The organism is Mucilaginibacter sp. GW822-FHT03E02 (genome assembly GCF_058801545.1).
This window is the reverse complement of the sequence record NZ_JBXANJ010000001.1, coordinates 5,864,100-5,890,139: the sequence shown is the minus strand read 5'-3', so window position 1 is coordinate 5,890,139 and position 26,040 is coordinate 5,864,100. Positions and strand designations below refer to the sequence as shown.

Genomic DNA, 26,040 nt, shown 5'->3' with positions numbered 1-26,040 from the left:
TTTTTTGGATTTTGCGCCCTGGGATTGATAAAGACATTTACTAATCCAAGATGACCGCATGCAAATCAAATCCAAAAAATCTGCTTAATCCGAGTTCAGACAAAAACAAATTGCAAATCATCTGCTCATTCACAAATCCGAAATCTCAAATCCGAATTCCGAAATCCCCTACTCCTTCATCAAATCCACAATTATTGCTTTGGCGTAATCATTCGGGTGTTTTTGGTTGGATAGTTTGGCGGTTTTAAGTGCCTCGTCAATATCGCCCTGGGCTTCGTAAACTACAGCAAGGTTATAGGCTGCTTTGCTGGCCAGTTTGGCATCGGCGCCATCTATCAGCGGGTTCAAAATTTTAAAAGCTACATCAAATTTACCGGCTTTAATTTGCATCACCGACGATTCGAGCTGCCCGCCATCGGCATACAATGGTCGTTCATTTGATATCGAGAAAGGCAAATAATCTTTTAAGGCATCAAGGGTAGCATCGCGGGTGGCCGTTGTTATAGCCGGCACACTGCTCCTGTACGATGGACGGTAAAATAAAGAGGCAAAACCACCCGAATAAACTTCATCCTGCGGCACTTCGGCCATACCCGAAAGCTTCTTCGAATAAACTCCATTACTCTCAAATAACGACAGGCTGGTTTTTATTTTAGTAGCGTAATAATTAGATGGAACACCATTGTAATATACCGTTTCGGGGTAAATGCCCGCAGTAATATCGTTAAGTACTAAAACGTAATTTGCTTTATTCGCGGCAGCCAAAAACTTAACCGAGTCGGTATTTACAGCGTAATTCACCGAATCGACAAGATTGATGATGTGTACCCCTTTTAAATATTTCAGCTGGTCGGCGGCCGTTTGGAGCGATACAACTGCCATTTTTTTCAAAACATTTATTCGCCTGTAATCCCTGATCTTAAGAGAATCGGGCTGATAACGGTTTACCACAACTATTGTAGTGCTATCGCGGCTAAAACTCATTTTAGGGCCATAATTAACAGGTACGGTAACGTATTGAGGTATGCTGCAGGACGTAAAAAAAACAACAATCAGGATAAAAAAAGGCGCAAATCGTTTCACGATGGGGTTTATTAAGGTATCAAAATTCAAAAATATTGTAAATATCCCATACTTACAGATTACTGTAAGGCATACAGTTAATGACAAAAAAATAATGAAAAGGTTTAATTGCCCTATGAATTAAAAAAAACATGAATTCCCGATGTAGAGATATTAAATTAACAATAAAAACATCAATTTATTTCCATTATGGCAAGTTATTTTGAGGCAATATCAATGGCTTTATTATATTTGCTTTATTGCTTATTATAGGTTACTCAAACAACATGGCTAAAAAGAAATCAGATCCCACTCCGCATATTTCAGTTGTAAACGAAACTTCACTGTCTTTTTTCGAAAAATATATTAACAACCCCTCGCCTACCGGTTTTGAATGGAAAGGCCAGGAATTATGGTTGGAATACCTAAAACCATACATCGATACGCATTATGTAGATAACTATGGCACCGCGGTTGGTATCATTAACCCAAAGGCCGATTATAAGGTTGTTATTGAAGCACATGCCGATGAAATTTCATGGTTTGTAAACTACATTACCAACGATGGTTTGATATATGTAATCCGTAATGGCGGGTCAGATCACCAGATAGCGCCTTCAAAACGGGTAAACATCCACACCGATAATGGTATTGTAAAAGCGGTATTTGGCTGGCCGGCAATTCACACCCGCACAGGCGGCGATAAAGAAGAGGCCCCGACGCTTAAAAACATCTTTTTAGATTGTGGGTGCACATCAAAGGAAGAGGTTGAAAAATTGGGCATTCACGTAGGTTGCGTTATCACTTATGAGGATGAGTTTATGATCCTTAACGATCGCTATTATGTTGGCCGCGCTTTGGATAACCGCGCCGGTGGTTTCATGATTGCGGAAGTTGCCCGCTTGTTAAAGGAAAACAACATTAAACTACCTTTTGGCCTATACATTGTAAATGCGGTACAGGAAGAGATTGGTTTGCGTGGCGCCGAAATGATAGCTCATAAAATAAAACCGAACGTGGCAATTGTTACCGATGTAACCCACGATACCCAAACACCGATGATTAACAAGATTACACAGGGCGACCTGGCTTGCGGCCGCGGTCCGGTAGTATCATACGCCCCGGCTGTACAAAATAATCTGAATAAATTACTGATAGAAACCGCTCAAAAAGCCGAAATTCCTTTCCAGCGCCAGGCCTCCTCGCGGTCAACAGGTACCGATACAGATGCTTTTGCTTACTCAAATGACGGTGTACCCTCAGCATTAATCTCTTTGCCACTACGTTATATGCATACCACGGTAGAGATGATTCACAAACAGGATGTAGATAATGTTATCCGTTTAATTTACGAAACACTGTTAAACATTACAGCCGGCCAGGATTTCAGGTACATCAAATAACTAAACAGGTTAAAACAAATTCGATTTTAAACCATTTCCTTATTCTATTAATAAAATATAATATTAGCAACTAAGTACCCCACATATACATCCTTATGAAACCCACGCTACTTATTTTGGCCGCTGGTATGGCCAGCCGTTACGGCAGTATGAAACAGGTTGACGGCTTTGGCCCCAACGGAGAAACCATAATCGATTATTCAATTTATGATGCTATAAAAGCAGGTTTTGGTAAGGTAAGCTTTATCATCCGCGAAGAATTTGCCGATAATTTTAAAGCTATTTTTGAACCCAAACTACAGGGCCGCATTGAAACCGATTACGTGTTTCAAAGTTTCGACCTGAAACCATTTGGCATTGATAAAGAAATTGAACGCGCAAAACCCTGGGGTACCGCTCATGCGGTGCTTGCAGCACGTAACCAAATCAATGAGCCTTTTTGCGTTATTAACGCCGACGATTTTTATGGTTACGACTCATTTGAAAAAATGGCCAAATTTTTAACTACCGAGGTTACTGATGATACTTACTCATTAATAGGTTACCAAATTGACAGAACATTGTCTGACTACGGATCGGTATCGCGCGGTGTTTGTAAAGTTGATGACGCCGGCAACATGGTTGAAATTAATGAGCGTACCGAAGTTTACTTTAAAGAAGATGGCAGCGTGGCATACAAAGATGCTACGGGTGAGCACGCATTAAGCAATGATACCCGTGTATCTATGAATTTCTGGGGCTTTACGCCGGCAGTTTTCGGCCAAAGCGAAGATATGTTCAGAGAATTTGTTGCCGCCAATGAAAACAATCCAAAATCAGAATTTTTTATCCCTTTGGTAGCTGATAAACTGATAAAAGGGAATGTAGCATCATTTAAAGTTATCCCAACCGGTGCAAAATGGTTTGGCGTTACTTATAAAGAAGATAAACCTATTGTACAAAAATGCATTTCGGACCTGGTTGCCAATGGCACCTACCCGGCTACGCTTTGGGATTAAGTCGAATTTTCTGAAATCAACATGCAAACGGTAACTTTTACTTACAAATCAAGCCTGAAGTCATCTTTAAACATGTTATTGAGAAGATTTTATACTTCTTATTGGACCATAGCTTTGTTAGGCTATGTACTTTTAAGCCAGGTTGCACTATTCTTAAAGGGAAAACTGGCTTTCCAGGATGTTGTTAAGGGATGGGGGGCGCTAATTTTAATATTTGCTGTTATCGTGTTAGTATTTTATATCCGCCTTAAACGGGCATATAAAACTACAGCTTCGGTTGAAGAAGAGTCACATTGGAAAATTGACGATAGTGGCATAGAGATAAAAAAACGTTCTTCTTCACTTACTCTTGGTTGGGAAAATATTTTCAAGATAGAAGACAATAAAAAATGGGTAGTTGTTTACCTTAACAAGCTTCATTATTTATATTTCCCAAAAGAGAAAATTCATGAAAACGATCTTCTGGAAATAAAGCGATTAGTATTTACCCAAAAACATATGTCAGATATTAAAGCTTAACACACGTTTTTAAACAAAAAAATCCCGCTCATCGCGGGATTTTTTTGTTTAAAATTTTATTCGGATTAGTCAATAAAGAAGAATCTTTTTTTGTTGTTTTCATCGTAAACATGCACGGTTTTTATAACCACCTGGTCGTTTGATTTAATCTCGAATTTATAATCGCCGTTATCAAGGCTGGTTAGCACATAGCCTTTTTCTACCTCAACTTTGCTGGGCAAAAAGTCTTCCATCAAGATGTTATTTGCCTGGTCGAAAATGGTTACATATGATTTGCTGGCTTCAGATTTTGAAATGATTACCGCAACACCACGATCATGTTTTAATGATGATACAGTGATTACATCTTTACTTTTTTCGGTATGGCCTTTGGCATTGGCAGCAGCTGAAGTAAAAATGCCTGCGCTTAATAACAAGAATAATGCTGATAATTTGATTGAATTTTTCATGATCTTTTTATTTTTTAAATGTTGTTTTTAAATGTGTTTGTTATTTTCAATATCCAAAACAACAACATCTTTTGCAGTTGTTAAAACCAAATAGACCATCTATAAGTAGTTATAGACCAACGGCTTATAATGATCTGCAAACTGCTAAAAATCCACATTCCGGTTGCTCAGCGTGGCTTTATAGTTCAATATCAGCTGTTCATCGATGCGTTTTTGGTGTTCATCGGTTATGAGGGCATAATTGGCTACTTTACTTTTATAAAAACTATTGAAACTTAATGGCGTTGCTTTTTTGTGCCTTGTTATAAATTGCACCGGCATGTTAACATATGGAAGTAGAAATATTAGGGAACGTACAAAGCTTTAAACAGCAGGGCAGCTTGCTAACCATTAAAACGATAGAAGCAGAAGCAAGGGTGTATGTTTACAGCCCGACAATCATCCGGGTTAATATCAGTAAAAAGCATAGTGAGCCAGATAGTTCTTATGCTGTGATTCGCAACGCTGATGAACACCTGGAGTTTACTGAATCGGCCGATGCTATCGAAATAAATACTACCGCTATAAAACTCTGTATCCAAAAATCGCCGTTAAGATTTAACTTTTTTACGGCCGACGGTAAGCCGTTAAGCCAGGACGATAATCGATTTGGCACCAACTGGCAGGGCGAGCGTGTAATTACCTATCGTAAATTATATGCCGATGAAAAATTCATCGGGCTGGGCGAGAAAGCCGGTAGCCTTGACAGGCGCGGAACATCGTACGTTAACTGGAATACCGATGCCGTTGACTACAACAACAAAAGCGACCCTTTATATAAAACCTTCCCATTTTTTATCGGTCTGCATAGCGGGCTAACCTATGGTTTGTTTCTGGATAATACCCACAAAAGTTATTTCGATTTTGGCGCAACTACCGATGATGAAATGAGCTGGTTTGGTGCCGATGGCGGCGACATGAACTATTATTTTTTGGGCGCGCAGGGCGTAGCGAAAATTATTGAGGATTATACCTGGCTCACCGGCCGTATGGAAATGCCCCCGTTATGGAGCCTGGGTTACCAGCAGTGCCGCTGGAGTTATATGAGCGCCAAAGAGGTATTAAAAATTGCCAAAACCTTTCGCAAAAAAAAGATCCCGGCCGATGTGATGTATTGCGACATTGACTATATGGAAGGCTTCAAAATTTTTACCTGGAACAAGAAAACCTTCGCCAATCCGCAAGCCATGATGGAAGAGCTAAAGGCGATGGGCTTTCATTTGGTTACCATAGTTGATCCGGGAATAAAGATTGAAGAAGGCTACAAGCAATATGATGAAGGGGTAGCTAACGATTATTTTGCCAAATATCCCGATGGCGAAAATTACACTGGCTACGTTTGGCCCGGCCGTTGCCACTTCCCCGATTTTTTCAGGGATGATGTACGTGAGTGGTGGGGAGCAGCTTTTACCGCGTTGACCGATGTTGGTGTAGACGGCTTCTGGAACGATATGAACGAACCGGCAGCCTGGGGACAAAACATCCCATGGATGGTAAAATTTGGCGATAAGTATATGCCCGAAGTGCGCAATGCCTATGGTATGCAAATGGCCCGGGCTACTTATGAGGGCACAAGAAAACTCCTGAATAACAAACGACCATTTGTACTCACCCGGGCCGCATACGCCGGCACACAGCGCTATTCGGCCGTGTGGACTGGAGATAACACCGGCACTGATGAACACATGCTTTTAGGACAGCGTTTAGTAAACAGCCTTGGTATTACCGGCATGTCTTTTACCGGCGTAGATATTGGTGGCTTTAGCGCCAACCCAACGCCTGAGCTGATGGTACGCTGGAATTCGTTAGGCGTTTATACCCCCATGTTCCGTAATCATGCCATCAAAGGCAGCCAGATGCGCGAGCCCTGGGAATGGGGACAGGCCAATGAGCAGATCATCAAAGAAGATATTGAACAACGTTATAAGCTGCTCCCCTATATTTATTCGGCCTTTTATCAAGCCACACAAACAGGCCTGCCCATTAGCCGCACACTGGCTATTGAATATCCTTTTGACGAAAAAGTATATTTCGAACATTTCCAAAACCAGTTTATGTTTGGCGATGCGCTTTTGGTTGCGCCGGTTGAAAGCGATAAACTAACAGCCGATGTTTACCTGCCCAAAGGCGACTGGTACCGTTTAAGTACCAACGAAAAACTGAAGGGTGGTAAGATTGTAAAAGTAGCATCGCCTTTAACAGATTTGCCTGTATTTGTAAAAGCGGGCTCTATTATCCCGATGCAAAGCGTTACGCAAAGTACAGCCGCTAAAGGCGATGGCATACTGCAACTCCACATTTGGAATGGCAAAAAACCCACCGAGTTTTTGTATTATGAAGATGACGGATCGTCTTACGATTATGAACAGGGGGCTTATTATAAACGAACTATTAGGTTTGATCCGAAGAAAAAGCAGGTTAATCTTTCTGAAGTTGAAGGAACATTTCAGTCAAAGTACCAGCAAATCAGTTTGGAGTTGCATGGGTTTGAGGGTAGTTCGAATAAAAGATTTTTGGCTTTTGAAACTGGGATAATGGAGATAAAAATTTAGTCATACAAACGCTTTTTTCGAATCCCATACTTGCGGAATTTTAAAAACTTCGCAAGTCTTTTAACTGTTTGTATTTCAAACATTACGGCATAATTTCTTCCCGTATCACATAATCATATTTTATAAAGCTGTATCTGTGTCATAGTTCTGGATACAAATGAGCGATCGTAATTGACTATATTTTTCAGTTCTGCGTTTAGTGAAATCACGTTAACGATTTCCATCTAATTCATCACGCATCAGCTTATATATTTCTTCAATTTCCTCCCAATTTGTTTTTTCCTCCGGCTCATGCCACAACTTTGAGAATTCACTATAAAAATCAAATTTCTTTTCCTCTTGCTCCTCAACCAGTCTTTTCTTGTCAAGAATGATATCTCCCCAATCTCTTGCTATGGCTAATTTTATTTGATTATCCATTGCCAGAAAGTAGTTCCGGGCAAATTCAATTATTCTTTTTCGAAAGTCATCGTATTCCATTTCACAACTCCCATTTTTAGCTGTCCATAGTTTTGCACCATTTTCTAAAACGAAATCAGTTTCCCAAACTATTTTAACTTTATCGTCATGTCTAAAAAAATATAATGTCGGCCCGCCTAGTAAATGAATTCCCAAAAGTGCTCTTTCCCTGACCCATGAATATAATATATCGACATTGTCCATAAAGGCATCGTAATGAGCTTCGTCCCCATCCTCGTTAAGACTTTTCCAATGTTTAAGGTCTTTGTAAAATTGGGTTACGTTCTCAGCTAACTCATAAAAATTTTCAGGAACGGTTTCTCTTATATTTTTAAATATGTCCGAAAAATCTTCTACAAATCTGCTTACCTGATAATCAGAGTAAGGTCTTGATTTGTCTTCGAAGTATTCCATCGCCTCGCTGGTGTACTCGTAAATAGTTTGATCTCCAAAGGTGAGCCACAAGTCGCCATCTGTGAGAAAAAACCAGCTTGTAAAACGATCATTTTCGCCTATGGCACCCGATGTTTCCTCCGGTGGTTTTATTTTAAAGTTTATCATTTTTCTTAATCCATCCCAATCGGCGATCCATCCGGCATATTCAACACCGGTGCGGGTTGAAACTTATCGGGATTTTTTTCAAACTCATTGATTTGTGATAAACCGAACAACAAATTAGCTTTACTGCTGCCCGTTGCCGTAACCATCGCTGTTTTCATCCATTTTTTAAGGTCATCTATCTGTAGCAAAGCAATACCACGAACGCTTTCGGGGGCACTGGTTGTGGCAGCCAGGGTTAGTATCTGCCTAAGGGCAAGGTTATTTACCAGGCGTTGCAGCTCGCCTTTATAGCCTGCTGGTTGCGCGGCTTTCCAGGTTTGGGCTACCAGCCTGTTCAAAACAGGCAACAAGCCCGGCTGAGTATTATCGCGCGATTGGTATTCAACCAGCCTGGCAGCCCGCTCGGGTTGCAACATGAACGATAAGGTTGCGGCGGCGGCCGATTCTGCAGCGGCCATCGGATCGAAAGTGAGGCCGGTATGCGATTTGAAGGTTTCCCTTGTACGGGGATAACCAATAGGGCGTGGTGGTATTTTCTCTATTAACTTTTCGGGCAGCGCCAAGGCATCGGGGTTGATGGTACCCATCAGCGCATCAAAAGCTTTCCATTGTTCGGCAGGGGACACAAATTTGGTAATAGTTTGCCCATCGTTTTTCAAAGCAAAGGTATAATACAGTCCGCCAAGCATCTTCGAAGCAGCCTCAGCCTGGAAACGGTGAATCAGGTACATCGGCACCAATACCTCCTCAAGCGTGGCCATCGGCGCATCCTGGCGAATGGCTTTTTCCGAAAAATTATCCAGCACATGTTTGCGTAAAACCATCAGGCGGTTCAGTTCATCGGCAGCATTGGTACCGCTATCCCATAAATGGGCCTGCGGATGGGCGCTGCCGGCCGGGCGGGCATCATCATCAGATATAAATAAAAAGCCTTGTTTAATGGTTTCGGTAATGATGCCTTTTAATGCCTCATCTTCATTGGTACCTTTAGCAAAATCCTGGTAACCATACAGGATGGCGCGTTTATCGTATTCACCTATTCCGGTGCGATAGGCTTTGCTTAAGTCAATTGTACCATCTGCATTCAGGCTGATAACCGGTGGCGGGTAGTCCATTACCGATGCCCGGCCGTTTACACTTGCGGTAAAATTATGCTGCAAGCCCAGGGTATGGCCAACCTCATGGGCCGCCAATTGCCGTAAACGGGCAAGGGCCATTTTCATCATTCTATCGCTTGTTGGTTTGCCATCCTCATAAGGCTGAACCAATCCTTCGGCAATTAAAAAATCCTGCCTGTCGCGCAGGGAGCCGAGGGAAACCTGCCCTTTAATAATCTCTCCAGTGCGTGGGTCATCAATCGATGCGCCGTATGACCATCCCCTGGTTGAGCGGTGGATCCATTGAATAATATTGTACCGGATGTCCATCGGGTCGGCATCCTCGGGCAGTAATTTAACCTGGAAAGCATTTTTATAACCGGCAGCCTCAAAAGCCTGGTTCCACCAGCCGGCTCCTTCTATCAGGGCGTTGCGCACAAGTTCGGGTGCGCCACGGTCAACGTAATATATAATGGGTTTTACGGGTTCACTAATTGCCGCTGTCGGGTCTTTTTTCTCCAACCGGTGGCGGTTAAGCAGCCGTTTCATAATAGGCTCATCAATAGGCGTAGCATAATCCATATAGTCCACATCGTAATAGCCAGATCGTGGGTCGAAGTTTCGTTTTTTATACCCATCATCGGGTAGTTTTATAAAGGATTGGTGCATCCTCACTGTAACGGCATTAGGATCAGGCGTTACCGAGCTAATCTCGTGGCCTTTACCTTTTCCGGCCAGAGTAATGGTAGCCTCAAATTCGGAATTATCAGGAAAGCTTTTTGTATTTGGTAAGTACACCGCCGACCGGCTATCGTCAAAACTAAAACTACCCTGGTTATTATCATTTAATCTGTCGGTAATTCTATGACTATCGCGCAACAAAAATGGTGTAAAATCAACCAATACCCTATCACCATCCCGGGCCACAACCGTAGTACCCCATATAGCCGATTGCGCAAAGGCTTCCTCTACAGATTTTCGCTCTTCTGCATTATTGCTGATAGCCCGGTAGCTGTAATTGGGCTGCATCAATAATACCTTAGGACCGCTTTTTATGAATTTCACAATGCGGCTGCCGCCAATTTGCCCCCTATCCAAACCCAGGTCGTTTGAACCAACACCCGCAGGCATCGAGTTTACGTAAAGAAATTCCTGATCAAATTTATCTATCTCTAAAAAGATCTTTCCGGTTTTCTCGTCCCAATAAAAATTGAAGTACCCGGCATATTTGGTAAAGCCTTTTGTTTTGACGGCAATCTCATCAGTTTGTTGGGCTTTAACGTTTAAAACAAAAACCAATAAGGCAAAAAAGAGCAGGTAAACTTTTTTCATAGGGAGGCTGATCTGTTGTTCAGCCCTAAAATAGGCATAAAAACAGAAAAGGAGGTAAAATTACCTCCCTTCCATTGTCATAAAATCAGCTTTAATTATTTCATGCCTTTTTTAATAGCCTCTATTTCGGCAAGGTGGCCTTTTATTGTTGGCAAAGTTTTTTCTGCAAAGGCTTTCAAATCTGCATCCTTGCAGTTTTTAGCAGCATCTTCAAATAAAGATTCCACCTTTTTATGCCCGGCAACCATAGCGTCAACATAATCTTTGTCAAAATCCGCGCCTGTTTTTGCAGCCAGATCGGTTTTCTTTTTCTGGTGTTCGGCATCAGGTTCTGCCGGTAAGGTGATGTTTTTCTTTTTGGCAATTTCTGCCAGCTCGTTATTCGCTTTAGTATGGTCGGTAACCATCATGGCGCCAAAGGCCTTTACTTTGGCATCGGTTGCTTTTTCGCTCGCCAGCTGGCCCAACGCTACTTCGGCAAGGCCGGCGTTAGCGGCAGATGTGGCAAACTTGGCATCATCTTTATCAACCGCTATGCCTGTGGCGCCAGATGTAGTAGTATCTTTAACTTTGTTGGCGCTATCGGCCGTATCTTTTACCGTGCCGGTGCTATCAGCAGCACTGCCTGTTTTGGCTCCGTTATTACAGGCCTGGAACGATAAGGCGGCAATTGCCATCATCGCTATTAAACTTAACTTTTTCATGGTAGTGATTTATTTATGTTTTTATAGGCAACAACTTTTACTCAGATAAGTTTTATTTTCTTATTTGTAAATATATTGCGTTTTAATTTATTCACACTACATTCTAAAAGTAATCGATTTGAATACAATAGAGGCAACCAGCGGCAATTAGATGCAACCAAAGCGCCCTGATAGGCTTCTCCCGCGTAAACTTTTGACTTTTTAATTTTGAATTTTGACTTATCAGGCGCTTTATCATATAAATGGCTCAAAATTTCTATATTGGTAGCCTATATATTTATACTAAATGCTAAACAAGCTTTTCTTTACGCTGATATGCCTTTTAGGCTGTACCACATTATTTGCCCAGCAACATGGCCAGGAGTTTGGCATCCAAACCGATAACGACTCGTACCTGGGCCAGGGGTCTGACAAGTATTACACCAATGGTATTTTCTTTTACTACCGCAAGGCTTTAAAAGTGGCAGATACGGGGAAACTTCAAAACAAAATTTTAGGCATCGAATTAGGTCAAAAAATGTTTAACCCACAATCGGGTTACGTGAGGGACGCGGGTGATGTTGACCGGCCTTTTGCGGCATACACCTATATTGGAGGTACCTTAAACCTGCTATATAAAAACGAAAGCACCCTTAAACTTGGCGCCCAAATAGGCCTGGTTGGCCCAGCAGCCGGCGGCGAGCCCGTTCAAAAACTTATCCACAACACCTTTGGCTTTTACACGCTGAACGGCTGGCAATACCAAATCAGGAATGATGTTGAGCTTAATCTATCTGCCGAGTATAACAAACTGCTTGCCCGTGCGTCATGGGCCGATGTAAGCCTGGCCAGCTATGCCAACTTGGGTACCGGCTTTACCGGCGCCGGATTAGGGCCCCTGTTCCGCCTGGGGAATTTTAACCAGCTATTCAGTTCAATAAGTACACAAAGCACAGCGTCGTTAACCCCTCAAAGCAATTTACTGCACAAGCAAGAGTTGTTTTTTTACTACAAGCCGCAATTAAACGCTGTAGTTTACGATGCCACCATACAAGGCGGCCTTTTTAGCAGCCACGACCCTAACAGCCTTGAAATTACCGGCACCAAAAAGCCATTTGTTTTTAGCCAGCAGTTTGGAGTAGGCTTTAGCTTTAACCGTTTCACATTTGATGTTGCCGCTATTTTCCACACCCGCGAAGTAGAGACAATGGTACATTCGCACCAATGGGCGGCAATAACAGGGGTTTATCGATTCAAATAAAATTAACTTTTATTTGAAAATTTGAGGATTTGAAAATTTGAAAATGATAACAATTGAAGTTTATCCTGCATTGAGTTTAACAATTTTCAAATCTTCAAATTGACTAATCGTCATGATTAGTTCGCCTATTTTCCTTTTTTGCCGATTGTTTCTTTTTGTTATCTAACCGGGCGGCTTTGGCGGCCTTGCTTACTTTGGTTGGTTTACGTACTTTTTGTACCTGCAATGCGCGGCCTAACAGGGCAATCAGCCTTTCAACCGCTTTTTCTTTGTTAAGGTATTGGCTGCGCTCTTCATCGCAAATTACTTGTACCAGGCCATCTTTATTTAGTCGGTTTTGCAATTTATCTGCAAGCAATATTTTCTCATCGTCAGTAAATAGTGCCGAAGCGGCAACGTCAAACAAAAGCTCAACCTTGCTTGATACTTTGTTTACGTTTTGGCCACCCTTGCCCCCACTGCGTGATGTTTTATAGGTTATTTCTTTTTGTAAATCGGCTTTATTCAGGTTCATTTTTCAAATGTAGCTTTTTTAGGTTGATTAGGTAAATTGATGTGCAGGTGTGCAGATTATAGATGTGCAGATACTTTTAACTTAACCCACTAACCAACCTAATCAACCACTCACTCAATCAACTTAATCAACTACTCACTTAATCAACCATCCAATAATCAACAAAAATCATTATTTTAGCCACTCTTATGAACAACAATATCGTAGTAGCAATTGATGGTTATTCATCATGTGGTAAAAGCACTTTAGCAAAGGCTTTAGCAAAAAAACTTCATTTTATTTACGTAGATAGTGGCGCAATGTACCGGGCCGTGGCTTTGTATTTTCTGCGTAATAACATCGATCTGGCTAATCATGAACAGATTACCGATGCGCTGAACAACATCCACCTTAACTTTCACTCCAGGGATTACAAAACACACATCACCCTTAATGATGAAGAGGTGTCTGACGAGATACGCCAGATGCACGTGGCCGACAAGGTAAGTACCATTGCGGCAATACATGAAGTGCGTGTGGCCATGGTAAAACAGCAGCAACGCATGGGCAAATCAAAAAACATTATTATGGATGGTCGTGATATTGGCACCGTGGTGTTCCCGAATGCGCAGGTAAAGCTGTTTATGACTGCCGACCCAAAGATTCGTGCCGAGCGCCGGTATAAAGAGCTGTTGCCTACCAACCCCGAAATAACGTTAGAAGAAATTTTTGATAACCTGGCCCACCGCGATTACCAGGACACCACCCGCAAGGAAAGCCCATTGACGCGCGCTGAAGATGCTATTATTTTGGATAATACAGACCTGAGCCCAGAGGAACAATTACTATTCGCGCTTAGCCATATTGAACCTTTCCTGGCCGATTAAAGCCCGGGTTGCCGTTTACGGCAAATATTGTCATTAACCCCGGCCCAGAAACAGGCCGGGTGTTCTAATCTTCCGTAAATCGTACGGTAGGCACGCCAAAGCGGTTTAAAAAATCAACGCCCTCGTCGCTGCCGATTCCTTTGTATTCGGCATATGATTTATCAAAGTAAACCTTTTTGATACCTGCGGAAAAAATAAGCCTTGCACAGGCAATACACGGCGAAAGCGTGGTGTATAAGGTTGCTCCTTCGAGCTTTGCACCACTTTTTACCGCATATAAAATCGCGTTTTCTTCGGCGTGCAACGCCAGCGAGCAACTCCCTTTTGAATCGCGTGCGCAGCCCTGGCCCGGCCATTCCTCGTCACAGTTATGCGTGCCCGCAGGTGGGCCGTTATAGCCTATGGATATAATACGTGTATCGCGGGTTAAAACAGCGCCAACATGGGCTTTAACGCAGTGTGAACGTTTAGCCAGGTCGGTTGCCAGGTTCATGAATATCGAATCGAAACTTGGTTTCATAAATTAAATCATTTGGTCATTAATGCCATTGGGTCATTAAATCAGTGAAAATGACTTAATGACCCAATGACTTATGGTGTTATTAAATTTTAGTGTCCGCCACTCTTTTCAACGGTCATATGATCGATATTAATACCTTGTTTTATTAACTCCGATCTAACTTTCCATGCAAAAAATACGATATAGGCGAAACCTAAAACAGGTACTAAGTATGATTGGTGTATGCCAATGGTATCGGCCATTAAACCTTGTACAGGTGGAATAATTGATCCACCCAGAATCATCATAATTAAAAATGCTGAACCTTGGCCAGTATATTTTCCTAAGCCAGTGATGGCAAGTGAAAATATGGATGGCCACATGATCGAACAGCATAGTCCACCGCTAATGAAAGCGAATACGGCGAGCATTCCTGTCGAAAACAAACCGATCAGCATAAATATCACACCTAAAACCCCCAACGTAACCAACGTACGCACTGGTTTTTGTTGCCCGATAAAAAATGCTGCTACCAACACAGCGATGCTAATTCCGTATACAAATAATGTAGTTACATCCGCAACAGTTGAACGGTTTACAAGCAACACAATACCAAAAGCTATAAAAGGAACTATAACCGTTAAAATATTCTTGGTCATTTTTGATAAATTAAAAGCACCAATAGCACCGGTGAACCTGCCTATCATTAAGCTTCCCCAATAAAGCGAGATATAAGGGGCCATCTCAGAATCTTTAAAGCTTCCAAATAACGGCAATTTAAGTAGAGCCCCCATATTACTTTGTATAGTTACCTCGGTACCTACATATGTAAAAATGGCTATCATACCTAAGATCAGCTGCGGATACGCCATCGCACCCCAGCCTGCTTTGTTTTTTTGTGCCGCAAATAATGAAAATATTAACGTTAAAATAATTAGTGCTAAAGCTGCATAAACGAAAATAGGTTTTGAAACGCCCGTATACTTAACTAACGGATCAACCCCTAATATGATTAAAAAAGCAATGAACATTACAAATAAGGGTGTACCGGGCTTACTGGTCGATTCTACCTTTTCATCGCTGCTCACAACCGGTAGTTTTGATACGTAGAAAAACAAAGCAACTGCTAATAAAAGGCCTGCGAAAATGTAATACAGGTTATCAATTGATGATATTTTTACATCTTCCGGAGCAATGTGTTTGCTTGCTGAGCCGAATAATACAATACTGATAACAGCGGGGCCTAATAAACCACCGATATTATTAACACTGCCTGCAAAATTTAAACGGTTTGACCCTGTTTCTGACGGACCCAATGCAACCACAAATGGATTTGCTGCTGTTTGTTGTAATGAAAAGCCTATAGTAATAACAAATATTGCAGATAAAACGAGCGCGTATGAACCTGCTGCTACGGCAGGTATCATTAACAAAGCGCCTGCAGCTGATATAACCAAGCCAATGATTATGCCGTTTTTATAGCCCATTTTATTTAAAATGTCAGTTTTGGTTAACTGGGAAGCAAAGTATAGTATCAATGAACCGATGAAATAACCTCCATAAAAAGTAAAGTCGATAAGTTGTGACTCAAACTGTGATAAGTGAAAGTGTGATTTACAAAAAGGTATAAAGATACCGTTTGATGCGGCTAAAAAGCCCCAAAAGAAAAACACAGTAACCAGCGTATATAGCGCGGACCCATAATTTTTTTTGTCGTTTTGTTCCATTTTAAAATTAGGTTATACAGAATAGATTTTGAATCGTTAAACATAATTGATTTTTTGTAAAACTGGTCATACTATTTTAAATTAAAATAAATCACAATTTTAAGTTTCGTTGTTTATGAGATAAAATTGCATATTCGCATTGTTCAAAAATGAACAAAGCCTAACTTAATGATAAAAGCCATTATTTCGGGAATTGGGTTTGGATTAGTGCTGACGGTTATTACTGGCCCGGTCTTTTTTGCTCTCATTAAAACCAGCATCGAAAAAGGTTTCCATGCCGGTGTAGCCCTTGCCCTTGGTGTTGTAACCAGCGATGTAGTATTTGTTGGCGCCTTACTTTTCGGTTCGCAATATATAGATGTATCTGATCATGCCAAACTGGTTGCAGGCGTTGTCGGCGCTGTGATACTTTTTACCCTTGGCCTGTACTATATGTTTAAAAAGGCCGAAGTAAACTACGATAACAAAGCAACAAATATTAACAAGGCAGGCTACTTTTTAAAAGGCTTTTTGATGTGCATCTTTAACCCTACCCTGCTGTTCCACTGGACGGTTGTTATAGGCGCTGCCAGTACTACTTTCCTGGTGGGCACGCCCCATCGGTCGTTCCACATAGCTGTTATGTTTTTAACTATCCTTATTGTGCAGTTTGGTATGGATACCATTAAAGCTTTTTACGCCGATAAGCTGCGCGATAAAATCTCGGTTAAACTCATCCACCGCCTTAACGAAGTGGCAGGTATTGCGCTAATTATAGCGTCGCTGGTATTGATTGATAAACTGGTTACTCACTTTATCTTCGCGGCACCGGCAGGATCATGAAGCCCCCCTGAAGGGGGAGTTTTGATTGGTTAGGAGTTCTATCAGAACGCCATTACCGGGGCAATTCAAACACTGAAAATATCCTTAAACTCTTGTCGGTTACTAAATGGCTCGAAACCAATATTTTTAATGTTCGTGGAAACGATATGCCGTTTTAACTCCTTGTAGTTACTGTGATAAAACTCGGAAAGCTTCGCAATCTTTTTATCTCCTATCATTAAATACAAATACTCATAACTGCCACCCTGTGACGATAAAATAGAAGTTTTGAAACCTGTAATTTCTTCCGGATAAAATATTTTAGCAGTACCCATGCCTAAGTAACGTTTAATAGTAAAGGAACTATATTCTATATCAATTTGAATCACCTTAGTCCGCAATTCACCAAAAACTATCCAAATCCATACAAAAACAAAAAAAGAACAAAACAACATAAATGGAATTAAAGTCATTGTTGGATTGAATACATTTCCAGATAACGCCATAATCACCAAAACTGTAAACACTGGTGCCAGCAGCCCTAATAGATAGCCGGGAAATCTAAATCTTGATTTCATTTAAAAAAATTAAACAATTAAATAACGGTAATATAAACAATTAGGCTCTAACGCAATCAACAAAAAAGGCGATAAGTATAACCTTATCGCCTCTATATATTTTCACTCCCCCTTCAGGGGGCCGGGGGGCTTGGCTTACATATAAGCCCTTTGGTTTTTACCTTCCATCCAGTTAACAAAGGCGCGGTTAACAACTTTGTTACCGCCTGGGGTTGGGTAATCGCCGCTAAAGTACCAGTCGCCGGTATGGTCTGGGCAGGCCAAGTGCAGGTTATCTAAAGTTTGATAAATTACCTGTACCTCGCATTTTATTTCTTTCGGGGTGATGATCTGCGCTATACGGTCAGATACCTGCTGATCGGTAAATAACTCGTATATAGCTTTTACATGGTTTTGTACCTTCTCTTTAGGCAGCTTAATGCTGTCCTTACATTTCTGGTAAACATCCAAAATCACATCTTCCCTGTCCATTTCCTTTAACAGGCTGATGGCTGCTTCAAAAGCAACAAACTCGCCCATGCGCGACATGTCTATACCGTAACAATCCGGGTAACGGATTTGCGGTGCTGATGATACCACTACAACCTTGGTTGGGCCAAGCCTGTCCAGTATCTTCAGGATACTTTGTTTAAGTGTTGTCCCACGAACAATAGAGTCGTCTAAAACAACCAGGGTATCGGTTCCCCTTTTTATCAAACCATAAGTGGTATCATAAACGTGGGCAACCATCTCACTGCGGTCGGCATCCTGGGTGATGAAGGTACGCAGCTTAACGTCTTTAATAGCAATCTTCTCAACCCTTGGGGCTAATTGCAATACCTCGGTCAGCTCTTCTTCACTTATCTTATCTTCCCTGTTTAGCAACCTATCGCGCTGGTATTTTTTTACATATTTGTGTACGCCTTCAACCATACCATAAAAAGCAACCTCGGCTGTATTTGGAATGTAGGAGAACACCGTATTTTTAATATCGTGATTAACGGCATCCAATATTTGCGGGCAAAGCAGCCTGCCTAATTGTTTACGCTCCCGATAGATAGATGCATCGCTGCCACGTGAAAAGTAAATACGCTCGAACGAGCAGGATTTCTTTTCTTTAGGCTCGCTAAACATAGTCTCGGTTATCTTACCGTTCTTTTTAACAATAAGCGCGTGGCCAGGCCTTATCTCCCTGATCTCCTCCATAGGCACGTTAAATGCTGTTTGGATAGCAGGGCGTTCTGATGCTGCAACAACAATCTCGTCGTTATAGTAATAAAACGCCGGACGGATACCAACCGGATCGCGCATCACAAAGGCATCGCCATGGCCCAATATGCCGGCAATGGTATAACCACCATCCCAGTTTTTGGCCGATTTTGTTAAAATTTTGGCTACATCCATATCATTGGCTATCAGCTTACTAATTTCAACGTTATCGTCTAACCCTTCGCGTTTGTATTGGTCAAACAAGCCCTGGTTTTCGGTATCAATAAAGTGGCCCATTTTTTCGAGCACCGTTATCGTATCGGCTTGTTCCTTCGGATGCTGACCCAGGTCGTAAAGCTGCTGCAAAAGCTCATCAACATTGGTCATGTTAAAGTTACCTGCAATAACCAAATTCCTGGTTTGCCAGTTATTTTGCCTCAGAAACGGGTGGCAGCTTTCGATAGAGTTTTTACCATGGGTACCATAACGCAGGTGCCCTAATAAAACCTCGCCGGTAAAGCTTACATGTTCTTTGAGCCAATCGGCATCCAACATTTTTTCGGGGGTTTCTTTCTGAATATCCGCGAATTTCTTCTGGATGTATTCAAAAATATCAGCAACGGCATTTGAGGCCATTGACCGGTGACGGCTGATGTACCGCTTGCCCGGAGCAATATCTAATTTAATGGTAGCAACACCTGCGCCATCCTGGCCGCGGTTATGTTGTTTCTCCATTAAAAGGTAAAGCTTGTTCAGGCCGTACAGCGCAGTTCCGTACTTTTTCTGATAAAAAGATAGTGGCTTTAATAAGCGGATAAATGCCACACCGCATTCATGTTTAATCTGATCGCTCATGATTCGGAATGAGGCTGCAAAGGTATCATTTATAATGGACTCTTTATAAAATCATTTGTCATTAAATAGTAGTTTAAACATCCTTTTTGATGTGCAGATTTTAGATTACAGATGTGCAGGTGTTTTTGGCTGATTATTCGTCAGAATCACTCTTTTTCAGCAGGGTAAAATGATTGCGTAACCTCAATCAACCCTACAATGTGATCGTTAAATTCTTCCAGCTCTTCGGCAGGCACCCAAAGTTCGTTATGGATAGGGCCGCCAACATTTTCAACATTATATTTTGCCAGGAATGCGGCAGGCAAACTAAACTTAGTTACAAAGCCCGAACCTGACGCAGGCACATTCCAATCCCTTGCTATCTGAATAGCGTAAGCTTCATTCAGCACCGGGTAAAAGATGGGTTGTTGCGCCAATCGTTTAGGGAAGCGTTTAAAACCCGACTCTTCTATCAGCTTTAATTCCCTCGGCCCAACCGGCCGCCATAATGTTGTAAGTTCTTCTTTTTGCACAAGGTAAAAATAGGAAAAATGTCTGTTTTTTTGATGTGCAGATTATAGATGTGCAGATTTCAGATGTGCAGATGCTTTTTCCTATCAAATATTTTCAAACCGGAATTAACAGAGTGAGCTTCAAATTCTGGTCATTCCACAAATTCCGGTTCAGACAACATCTGAAATCTGCATATCTGAAATCTGCACATCTGAACCCCTACCTCGAAAAACCAGCCATCCTATGCAAAGCCACCGGATCATAAACCCTGCCTGCTTTAATTACGGTAGATACTTTACGGATATCGCTGATGTTTTTTAGGGGGTCGCCGTCTACCAGGATAATATCGGCCTGCTTACCCACTTCAATTGTGCCTGTTTGTTTATCAACACCCATGACCCGGGCCGGTGCAATGGTAGCTGTTTTTATGGCCTGGGCCGGTGTTAATCCCGCCGATACATAAAGTTCCAATTCCCTATCAAGGCTATAACCCGGGAACCCCATATCGGTACCGGCCACAATCATTACGCCGGCATCATATAGCTTCTTTACAGAAGTTGTCATGCTTTGCATCAGGGGCTTAAATTTCATGGCATCGGCCGGCTCCATTCCCATATTTTTAAACAGTGTTTGCAATGGGGGCGGCAACGTATTGTATGTCGGCTCCAGGTTTGTGATACTATCTTTTACATTGCGAAAGGCCAGTTCAAAAACACCCAAAGTGGGATCTATCACCACGTGATGGTCTTTAATAAATTTTATGGCCGCCACACTTACCGAATCATCAAAATCGACTGACCTGTCTTTATTTCTCTTCAAAATGGCATAAACATATTGCTCGTGGTTTACCATGTTCATGCCCGAGTCTACCCCTTGCTGCAGTGTCATCCCGTTAGGGATGTGGCCGGTTACCGTTAAGCCTAATTTATGGGCTTCGTCGCAAATAGCTTTTACTATCGTCGGTTTTACCGAACTGTAAATTTTTATCTGGGCAAATCCATTTTCTTTATAACGGTCAACCGCTTTTATGGCTTCGTCTTTAGTATCTGCCTGTATAACACCAAGCGACATTGGCCCTTTGCCGTCAATAATACCTGCTTTCAGAATATTGGGACCAACACCCCTACCGCCATCTATGGCGCTTTTTATAGCATTGATATATTCAAATTCGTTGCCGCAGTCCCTAACTGTTGTTACGCCGGCCGCAAGGTAGGCCGGCCCCCATTCTGCCTGTTCAAAATGCGCATGCATATCCCACAAACCGGGTAAAATAGTTTTACCATTTGCGTTGATCACTTTCGCGCCGGCAGGTATTTTAACACTGCCCACTTTGCCAGTCATTTTAATAAGGCCGTCCTGAATCAATACTACAGCATTGGGCGTGCTTGTCCCGGTATTTACATCAATTAGGTTGCCCCCGGTAATAGCAATCACTTTATTAACCACACCCGTAGGTGCGGCTGCCCTGGCAAAAACACGCATGCCATACACAGCCGCTTTGCTGATTAGTTCGGTCAAAAGACCTTCATATTCCTCGCGCATGGATTCCAGTTTGTCGCCTTCGGCATCATTGGTAATGAGGCAAATGAGCTTACCACCGGCATCCGTCCATATCAACTCATTGCCCCAAACCAGGCCGCTTACAGTATACCTGTCAAGCAGCAGTGGCTTGCCGTTAAAAGTTAATTGATCTGTACCGTCTTTTTTTATTTGTACCGAGCCAAAAGGCAGCGTTTTCATAGTGGCCGGCTGCTTGTTCATTTTCCAGTATTGCAGCATTGCCTGCTGTACCAATGTTGGCGAGTAACCGGCCACCGGGAAGCTGATAAGGCTATGCATTTTATAAGCAGTAACTTTATCATCTACCCGAAATACCACCCCATTGCGATCTACCATCCTTACCGAATCATCAATTGTAGAAAACCTGGATGTTTTTCCTTTTATAACAAGCTCCATCGGGTAGCCGTCCCGGTCAACCTTTAAACTGGCCTTTAACGGCACGGGCGAACCCCTGTCAACAAATTTAAAATCGACATTATATTTAATAGAGTCCTTGTATTTAGTTACCCAGTAGGTTTCTTTACCAATATGCTGCGCGAATTTGTGCAGGAAAAACGTGCCGCTATCAGTTGGTAAAGCGGTTTGTGCTTTTACATTAAAGGCCAGCGCTAAAAGCGGGGCAAACACAATAATTTTTTTCATATGGCAGGTGGATTCAGATAAACTAAGTTATCGTTTAATCGCGGATGTTGCAATATTTCAGATGTGCAGATTTTTTTGTCTGAATCAGAATTTACAGAATTTTAGAATTTTCAAAATAACGCAGCATTCTGTTAATTTAATAATTCTGTAAACGGCGTAGCCTTCTTGAAAACCGTTAAAAAACAAATTAAACGTGAAAAATTCTGATTCAGACATACTTTATGTCCCTGAAAGTAATATTAATCCTTGGCCCCGGCTGTTTAGCGGTTTTGGGCACCTGGTGCAGCCAGTGATGTTGTGTAGCGCCCTGCATGATAAGCAGGCTGCCATTACTCAAAGCGATAGAAACTTTGGCGTTCTTTTGTTGCTTGTGTTTAAATTGAAAAGTCCGCGTTGCACCAAAAGATGCCGAGGCTATAATAGGGTTTCCGGCCAGTTCCGTTTCATCATCGCTGTGCCAGCCCATACTGTCGCCGCCATGGCGGTAGTAATTAAGCAGGGCCGAGTTAAATTGCTTGCCGCATTGCTGCTCGGCAGCCTCCTTTATCTGCCTTAACAATGGCGTAAAGGGGATAGGGGTATTCACTACGCCCGAGTAGATGTATTCCTGGTCGCCATCGGCATACCAGGAAGTAAGCCGCGGGAAGTTGACCATTTTACCGTAGATCTTCATCTTGTCCTGCTTCCAAAGGATAGAATGCTTTAGTTGTTCAAAAATACCGAGCGTGCCCTCCTCTTCATAAAAATTGGGATACAGATAAACCTCACCATCAAATGGTAATATATTTTGATGAGTGGAGTTGAAGATATTTAGCTGATTATCTGCGGACATTTTTTACTTATTTGAAAGTTAGACAAAATAACATAAGAATGGTTTATGGAACGCAAAACGGAAGTAGTAATATTTTTATACAATAGCAATGAACAATATTGTATATTTATATTGAACAGTTTTATATATTACTAATGAACAATTTTGTATCTTTATATAAAATAACGCGCTATGCTACTCCAATCATCTATTATTCAAACCATTCAAACACAAAAAAATAACCTTATTCAAAAAGAACAAGGTTTGAAAAGGATAGCACTTGATGCTTTGCCTGATCTTTCTGCATTTGCATTAATTGTATCGGGAATAAGGAGATGTGGAAAAAGTACCTTGCTTTTTCAATTGCTGAAAGAAAGATATCCTGAGGCAATATATATGAATTTTGAAGATCCAAGGCTTTACGAATTTGGTCCTGCTGATTTTTCAAGGCTGGACCAGGTAATTAATACCATAGGCGGAAAAGTACTTTTTTTTGATGAGATCCAAATTATTCCGGAGTGGGAACGGTATGTCAGGCAAAAGCTGGATGAAGATTACAAAGTAGTTATCACGGGATCCAATGCCTCATTGTTAAGCAGGGAATTGGGAAGCCGGTTAACAGGCCGTCATATTACCAGGGAACTTTTCCCATTTTCATACCGCGAATTCTGCTCGTTTAAAAACCTCCTCTATGATAAGGCATCGGTGTTAAAGTACTTAGAACTTGGTGGTTTTCCTGAATATGTAAAACAGGGGGTACCGGAAATTTTAAACCAGCTATTTGAAGATATACTGATTAGGGATATTGCCGTGCGGTATGGTGTGAGGGATGTTAAAACTTTACAGCGGATGGCATTTTACCTGATATCAAATGTTGCTAAGCTAATTACCGGCAATAGGCTTAAGATACTTTTTGAAATGGGGTCTACCAACACGGTGATGGAGTACCTGTCGCACCTGGAATATGCTTACCTATTGCATTTTGTACCTAAATTTAGTTATTCATTAAGAAAACAAATTGCTAATCCCCGCAAGGTATATGCTATAGATACCGGTTTGATTAATGTTAATTCGGGTTCTTTTTCAGAAGATAATGGCCGAAAATTCGAGAACCTGGTTTATTTACACCTCAGACAAAGGTATCGGAATATCTATTATTTCGCAGAAAAAAGCGAATGCGATTTTATTGTTTTAGAAAATAGCATTGTGCTGGAAGCTACCCAGGTTTGTTTAGAATTAAACCAGGACAATGTTGATAGGGAAATAAATGGCTTAATGGAAGCACTGGCTTTCTTTAACATCAAAGAAGGCACAATAGTAACACTCGGCCAAACCGACAAGCTAATTAAAAACGACAAGATCATTCATATTGTGCCAGCGCATGATTATTTATCACAGTAATATCCGGCCTGGCACAACGTAGATCACATGGCGGCGGCGACTCACCCCGACGAGGCTACGCCCGTCACCCCTCTCTCCGCTTCGCGCCATAGAGGGGCAATAAAACAAAAAAGAGCGCCAACCCTCTTTGCGACCTCAGCCCGAGAGAGAGTCGGCCAGCGGAGCGTAGCCGGGGTGAGTACTGGCCGGCGTTCATGCGAACTTTTCTACCGCCCTTATTTCTAAATAAAAAATCCGGCTTTTCAGCCGGACTCGCAGGTTTATAGATTTGGTTTGAAAGTCGAAATTAAAGTTTTTCGCCGTGCTGGCTAATGTCCAGCCCCACAACTTCATCCTCGGCCGATACCCGGAGGGGAGAGATCATGTCTGTTATTTTAAGCAATAACAACGATCCGAAAAACGCGAAGACAGATACACCCACCAGCGCTAAAAGCTGCACTAAAAACAGGTGGGTTTCGCCAAAGAAAAGGCCGTTACCTGTTGTATTTGCCGCATTTACATGCTGATTGGCAAAAACACCGGTTAGCAGCATACCCACCATACCACCTACCCCATGGCAAGGGAATACATCAAGCGTATCATCAATGGTAGTGCGTGTACGCCACTCCACAACCAGGTTACTGACTACTGCCGATATAATACCGATAGCCAGCGAATGCGGAACAGTTACATAACCCGCAGCCGGCGTAATGGCTACAAGGCCTACTACCGCGCCGATACAGGTACCCATAGCCGATGGTTTGCGGCCACGCAGCATATCAAAAAATATCCAGGTAATACCACCCGCAGCCGAAGCTGTTGTACTGGTAGCCAAAGCGGTTACCGCCAAAGCATTGGCGCCAAAAGCCGAACCTGCATTAAAGCCAAACCAGCCAAACCATAAAAGCCCGGTGCCTATCATTACATAAGTAATACGGGCAGGCGAATGATTAGCCTCGTTACGGCGTTTTAAATATAATGCAGAAGCCAGGGCGGCCCATCCGGCCGACATGTGAACTACCGTACCGCCGGCAAAGTCAAGTACACCCAATTTGGCCAATATGCCATCGGGGTGCCAGGTGCAATGCGCCAGTGGTGAAAATATGAAGATGGAAAACAGTACTAAAAAAATAATGTAGGAGTTAAAACGGATCCGCTCGGCAAAGGCACCGGTAATCAGCGCCGGGGTAATAATGGCGAATTTTAACTGGTACATAGCAAACAATAACAAAGGGATGGTCGGCGCGGCTTTCCAGGTGGCGTTGCCCAGCATTCCTTTCATCATAAAATATGTTGCAGGGTTGCCTATAATACCATGAAAACTTTCGCCAAAGGCCAGGCTAAAACCAAATATACCCCAAAGTACCGTGATGATAACCATACAAACAATGCTTTGCAGCATGGTAGATATCACGTTTTTTTTGTTGACCATCCCCCCGTAAAAGAAAGCCAGGCCGGGCGTCATGATCAAAACAAGGGCCGTCGACATCAGCATCCAGGCAATATCCCCGGTATTAAAATTGGGATTGCCGGAGTTTTTGAACTCGACTGATGGAAACAAAAAAGTAAGCGTAAGAATTATAAGTATAATTAGAAAAGGAATATACCGCTTCATTTAATTTTTAGACTTGTTAAAAAACAGCCTAAATTAATACTTTTCTATCGATAAAAAGAAGATTGTGTTAACTTTATATTAAATATGCAATAAAAAA

Annotated in this window: 23 protein-coding genes; 8 read left to right on the top strand and 15 right to left on the bottom strand. The window is 42.0% G+C overall.

Annotation, left to right across the window (positions count from 1 at the left end; all coding sequences use genetic code 11):
- Positions 1 to 168: 168 nt before the first annotated feature.
- A complete protein-coding gene (locus AC1RM2_RS24510; protein WP_492987747.1) occupies positions 169 to 1,083 on the bottom strand; it encodes a DUF6340 family protein in 915 nt (304 codons plus the stop codon).
- 266 nt (positions 1,084 to 1,349) lie between these two features.
- Between AC1RM2_RS24510 and AC1RM2_RS24505 the strand changes: the two genes are divergently transcribed.
- The 3 genes from AC1RM2_RS24505 (at position 1,350) to AC1RM2_RS24495 (ending at position 3,982) form a co-directional block, all read left to right on the top strand.
- On the top strand, positions 1,350 to 2,465 hold the full coding sequence (locus AC1RM2_RS24505) for a M42 family metallopeptidase (RefSeq protein ID WP_147056590.1): 1,116 nt from the start codon (positions 1,350 to 1,352) through the stop codon (positions 2,463 to 2,465).
- A gap of 95 nt (positions 2,466 to 2,560) precedes the next feature.
- Positions 2,561 to 3,463 (top strand): nucleotidyltransferase family protein, encoded by a 903-nt coding sequence (locus tag AC1RM2_RS24500; protein WP_492987746.1) that lies wholly within the window; start codon positions 2,561 to 2,563, stop codon positions 3,461 to 3,463.
- A gap of 21 nt (positions 3,464 to 3,484) precedes the next feature.
- The gene (locus AC1RM2_RS24495) at positions 3,485 to 3,982 is read left to right on the top strand and encodes a YcxB family protein (RefSeq protein ID WP_492987745.1); all 498 of its coding nucleotides are present in this window, start codon (positions 3,485 to 3,487) and stop codon (positions 3,980 to 3,982) included.
- Positions 3,983 to 4,047: 65 nt separating this feature from the next.
- On the opposite strand, the gene AC1RM2_RS24490 is transcribed toward AC1RM2_RS24495, so the two are convergent.
- Both AC1RM2_RS24490 and AC1RM2_RS24485 read right to left on the bottom strand, forming a co-directional pair.
- Positions 4,048 to 4,431, bottom strand: coding sequence for a hypothetical protein (locus tag AC1RM2_RS24490; RefSeq protein WP_492987744.1), 384 nt, complete (start codon positions 4,429 to 4,431; stop codon positions 4,048 to 4,050).
- Between the two features lie 144 nt (positions 4,432 to 4,575).
- The gene (locus AC1RM2_RS24485; protein ID WP_492987743.1) at positions 4,576 to 4,752 is read right to left on the bottom strand and encodes a hypothetical protein; all 177 of its coding nucleotides are present in this window, start codon (positions 4,750 to 4,752) and stop codon (positions 4,576 to 4,578) included.
- Between the two features lie 8 nt (positions 4,753 to 4,760).
- On the opposite strand from AC1RM2_RS24485, the gene AC1RM2_RS24480 reads away from it, so the two are divergent.
- Positions 4,761 to 7,022, top strand: coding sequence for a glycoside hydrolase family 31 protein (locus AC1RM2_RS24480; RefSeq protein ID WP_492987742.1), 2,262 nt, complete (start codon positions 4,761 to 4,763; stop codon positions 7,020 to 7,022).
- Positions 7,023 to 7,232: 210 nt separating this feature from the next.
- On the opposite strand, the gene AC1RM2_RS24475 is transcribed toward AC1RM2_RS24480, so the two are convergent.
- The 3 genes from AC1RM2_RS24475 to AC1RM2_RS24465 all read right to left on the bottom strand — a co-directional run bounded on the left by AC1RM2_RS24475 (position 7,233) and on the right by AC1RM2_RS24465 (position 11,175).
- Positions 7,233 to 8,042 carry a DUF5984 family protein gene (locus AC1RM2_RS24475; RefSeq protein WP_492987741.1) on the bottom strand — a complete coding sequence of 270 codons (810 nt, stop codon included), beginning with the start codon at positions 8,040 to 8,042 and terminating at the stop codon, positions 7,233 to 7,235.
- Positions 8,043 to 8,047: 5 nt separating this feature from the next.
- Positions 8,048 to 10,471, bottom strand: a complete 2,424-nt coding sequence (locus AC1RM2_RS24470; protein WP_492987740.1) for a zinc-dependent metalloprotease — start codon at positions 10,469 to 10,471, stop codon at positions 8,048 to 8,050.
- A gap of 95 nt (positions 10,472 to 10,566) precedes the next feature.
- Positions 10,567 to 11,175: a DUF4142 domain-containing protein gene (locus AC1RM2_RS24465; RefSeq protein WP_492987739.1), complete on the bottom strand. Its 609-nt coding sequence runs from the start codon at positions 11,173 to 11,175 to the stop codon at positions 10,567 to 10,569.
- Between the two features lie 286 nt (positions 11,176 to 11,461).
- On the opposite strand from AC1RM2_RS24465, the gene AC1RM2_RS24460 reads away from it, so the two are divergent.
- Entirely contained in the window at positions 11,462 to 12,415 is a 954-nt protein-coding gene (locus AC1RM2_RS24460; RefSeq protein ID WP_492987738.1) for a lipid A deacylase LpxR family protein, read from the top strand.
- Positions 12,416 to 12,518: 103 nt separating this feature from the next.
- On the opposite strand, the gene arfB is transcribed toward AC1RM2_RS24460, so the two are convergent.
- Positions 12,519 to 12,929 carry an alternative ribosome rescue aminoacyl-tRNA hydrolase ArfB gene (gene arfB / locus AC1RM2_RS24455; RefSeq protein WP_492987737.1) on the bottom strand — a complete coding sequence of 137 codons (411 nt, stop codon included), beginning with the start codon at positions 12,927 to 12,929 and terminating at the stop codon, positions 12,519 to 12,521.
- A gap of 188 nt (positions 12,930 to 13,117) precedes the next feature.
- Between arfB and cmk the strand changes: the two genes are divergently transcribed.
- Positions 13,118 to 13,795, top strand: a complete 678-nt coding sequence (gene cmk / locus AC1RM2_RS24450) for a (d)CMP kinase (RefSeq protein ID WP_492987736.1) — start codon at positions 13,118 to 13,120, stop codon at positions 13,793 to 13,795.
- 64 nt (positions 13,796 to 13,859) lie between these two features.
- On the opposite strand, the gene AC1RM2_RS24445 is transcribed toward cmk, so the two are convergent.
- Entirely contained in the window at positions 13,860 to 14,315 is a 456-nt protein-coding gene (locus tag AC1RM2_RS24445; protein WP_492987735.1) for a deoxycytidylate deaminase, read from the bottom strand.
- Positions 14,316 to 14,404: 89 nt separating this feature from the next.
- On the bottom strand, positions 14,405 to 16,021 hold the full coding sequence (locus AC1RM2_RS24440; protein ID WP_492987734.1) for an MFS transporter: 1,617 nt from the start codon (positions 16,019 to 16,021) through the stop codon (positions 14,405 to 14,407).
- 168 nt (positions 16,022 to 16,189) lie between these two features.
- Between AC1RM2_RS24440 and AC1RM2_RS24435 the strand changes: the two genes are divergently transcribed.
- Positions 16,190 to 16,843 (top strand): LysE family translocator, encoded by a 654-nt coding sequence (locus AC1RM2_RS24435; RefSeq protein WP_492987733.1) that lies wholly within the window; start codon positions 16,190 to 16,192, stop codon positions 16,841 to 16,843.
- Between the two features lie 65 nt (positions 16,844 to 16,908).
- Here the strand turns inward: AC1RM2_RS24435 and AC1RM2_RS24430 are convergent, their stop codons facing one another.
- From AC1RM2_RS24430 to AC1RM2_RS24410, 5 genes are all read right to left on the bottom strand, one after another.
- Positions 16,909 to 17,400, bottom strand: a complete 492-nt coding sequence (locus tag AC1RM2_RS24430) for a hypothetical protein (RefSeq protein WP_492987732.1) — start codon at positions 17,398 to 17,400, stop codon at positions 16,909 to 16,911.
- 135 nt (positions 17,401 to 17,535) lie between these two features.
- Positions 17,536 to 19,443, bottom strand: coding sequence for an amidophosphoribosyltransferase (locus tag AC1RM2_RS24425; protein WP_492987731.1), 1,908 nt, complete (start codon positions 19,441 to 19,443; stop codon positions 17,536 to 17,538).
- 146 nt (positions 19,444 to 19,589) lie between these two features.
- Entirely contained in the window at positions 19,590 to 19,955 is a 366-nt protein-coding gene (locus AC1RM2_RS24420) for a hypothetical protein (RefSeq protein ID WP_090651256.1), read from the bottom strand.
- Between the two features lie 199 nt (positions 19,956 to 20,154).
- Positions 20,155 to 22,137, bottom strand: a complete 1,983-nt coding sequence (locus AC1RM2_RS24415; protein ID WP_492987730.1) for an amidohydrolase family protein — start codon at positions 22,135 to 22,137, stop codon at positions 20,155 to 20,157.
- 208 nt (positions 22,138 to 22,345) lie between these two features.
- Positions 22,346 to 22,969 carry an alpha-ketoglutarate-dependent dioxygenase AlkB family protein gene (locus tag AC1RM2_RS24410; RefSeq protein WP_492987729.1) on the bottom strand — a complete coding sequence of 208 codons (624 nt, stop codon included), beginning with the start codon at positions 22,967 to 22,969 and terminating at the stop codon, positions 22,346 to 22,348.
- A gap of 171 nt (positions 22,970 to 23,140) precedes the next feature.
- On the opposite strand from AC1RM2_RS24410, the gene AC1RM2_RS24405 reads away from it, so the two are divergent.
- Positions 23,141 to 24,349, top strand: coding sequence for an ATP-binding protein (locus tag AC1RM2_RS24405; protein WP_492987728.1), 1,209 nt, complete (start codon positions 23,141 to 23,143; stop codon positions 24,347 to 24,349).
- A gap of 286 nt (positions 24,350 to 24,635) precedes the next feature.
- Here AC1RM2_RS24405 and AC1RM2_RS24400 read toward each other — a convergent pair whose 3' ends face one another.
- A complete protein-coding gene (locus tag AC1RM2_RS24400) occupies positions 24,636 to 25,943 on the bottom strand; it encodes an ammonium transporter (protein ID WP_492987727.1) in 1,308 nt (435 codons plus the stop codon).
- Positions 25,944 to 26,040 lie beyond the last annotated feature (97 nt).

Coding starts and splice junctions, on each gene's coding strand:
- AC1RM2_RS24505 (WP_147056590.1), top strand. CDS start 1,350: ATGGCTAAAAAGAAATCAGATCCCACTCCGCATATTTCAGTTGTAAAC.
- AC1RM2_RS24500 (WP_492987746.1), top strand. CDS start 2,561: ATGAAACCCACGCTACTTATTTTGGCCGCTGGTATGGCCAGCCGTTAC.
- AC1RM2_RS24495 (WP_492987745.1), top strand. CDS start 3,485: ATGCAAACGGTAACTTTTACTTACAAATCAAGCCTGAAGTCATCTTTA.
- AC1RM2_RS24490 (WP_492987744.1), bottom strand. CDS start 4,431: ATGAAAAATTCAATCAAATTATCAGCATTATTCTTGTTATTAAGCGCA.
- AC1RM2_RS24485 (WP_492987743.1), bottom strand. CDS start 4,752: ATGCCGGTGCAATTTATAACAAGGCACAAAAAAGCAACGCCATTAAGT.
- AC1RM2_RS24480 (WP_492987742.1), top strand. CDS start 4,761: ATGGAAGTAGAAATATTAGGGAACGTACAAAGCTTTAAACAGCAGGGC.
- AC1RM2_RS24475 (WP_492987741.1), bottom strand. CDS start 8,042: ATGATAAACTTTAAAATAAAACCACCGGAGGAAACATCGGGTGCCATA.
- AC1RM2_RS24470 (WP_492987740.1), bottom strand. CDS start 10,471: ATGAAAAAAGTTTACCTGCTCTTTTTTGCCTTATTGGTTTTTGTTTTA.
- AC1RM2_RS24465 (WP_492987739.1), bottom strand. CDS start 11,175: ATGAAAAAGTTAAGTTTAATAGCGATGATGGCAATTGCCGCCTTATCG.
- AC1RM2_RS24460 (WP_492987738.1), top strand. CDS start 11,462: ATGCTAAACAAGCTTTTCTTTACGCTGATATGCCTTTTAGGCTGTACC.
- arfB (WP_492987737.1), bottom strand. CDS start 12,929: ATGAACCTGAATAAAGCCGATTTACAAAAAGAAATAACCTATAAAACA.
- cmk (WP_492987736.1), top strand. CDS start 13,118: ATGAACAACAATATCGTAGTAGCAATTGATGGTTATTCATCATGTGGT.
- AC1RM2_RS24445 (WP_492987735.1), bottom strand. CDS start 14,315: ATGAAACCAAGTTTCGATTCGATATTCATGAACCTGGCAACCGACCTG.
- AC1RM2_RS24440 (WP_492987734.1), bottom strand. CDS start 16,021: ATGGAACAAAACGACAAAAAAAATTATGGGTCCGCGCTATATACGCTG.
- AC1RM2_RS24435 (WP_492987733.1), top strand. CDS start 16,190: ATGATAAAAGCCATTATTTCGGGAATTGGGTTTGGATTAGTGCTGACG.
- AC1RM2_RS24430 (WP_492987732.1), bottom strand. CDS start 17,400: ATGAAATCAAGATTTAGATTTCCCGGCTATCTATTAGGGCTGCTGGCA.
- AC1RM2_RS24425 (WP_492987731.1), bottom strand. CDS start 19,443: ATGAGCGATCAGATTAAACATGAATGCGGTGTGGCATTTATCCGCTTA.
- AC1RM2_RS24415 (WP_492987730.1), bottom strand. CDS start 22,137: ATGAAAAAAATTATTGTGTTTGCCCCGCTTTTAGCGCTGGCCTTTAAT.
- AC1RM2_RS24410 (WP_492987729.1), bottom strand. CDS start 22,969: ATGTCCGCAGATAATCAGCTAAATATCTTCAACTCCACTCATCAAAAT.
- AC1RM2_RS24405 (WP_492987728.1), top strand. CDS start 23,141: ATGCTACTCCAATCATCTATTATTCAAACCATTCAAACACAAAAAAAT.
- AC1RM2_RS24400 (WP_492987727.1), bottom strand. CDS start 25,943: ATGAAGCGGTATATTCCTTTTCTAATTATACTTATAATTCTTACGCTT.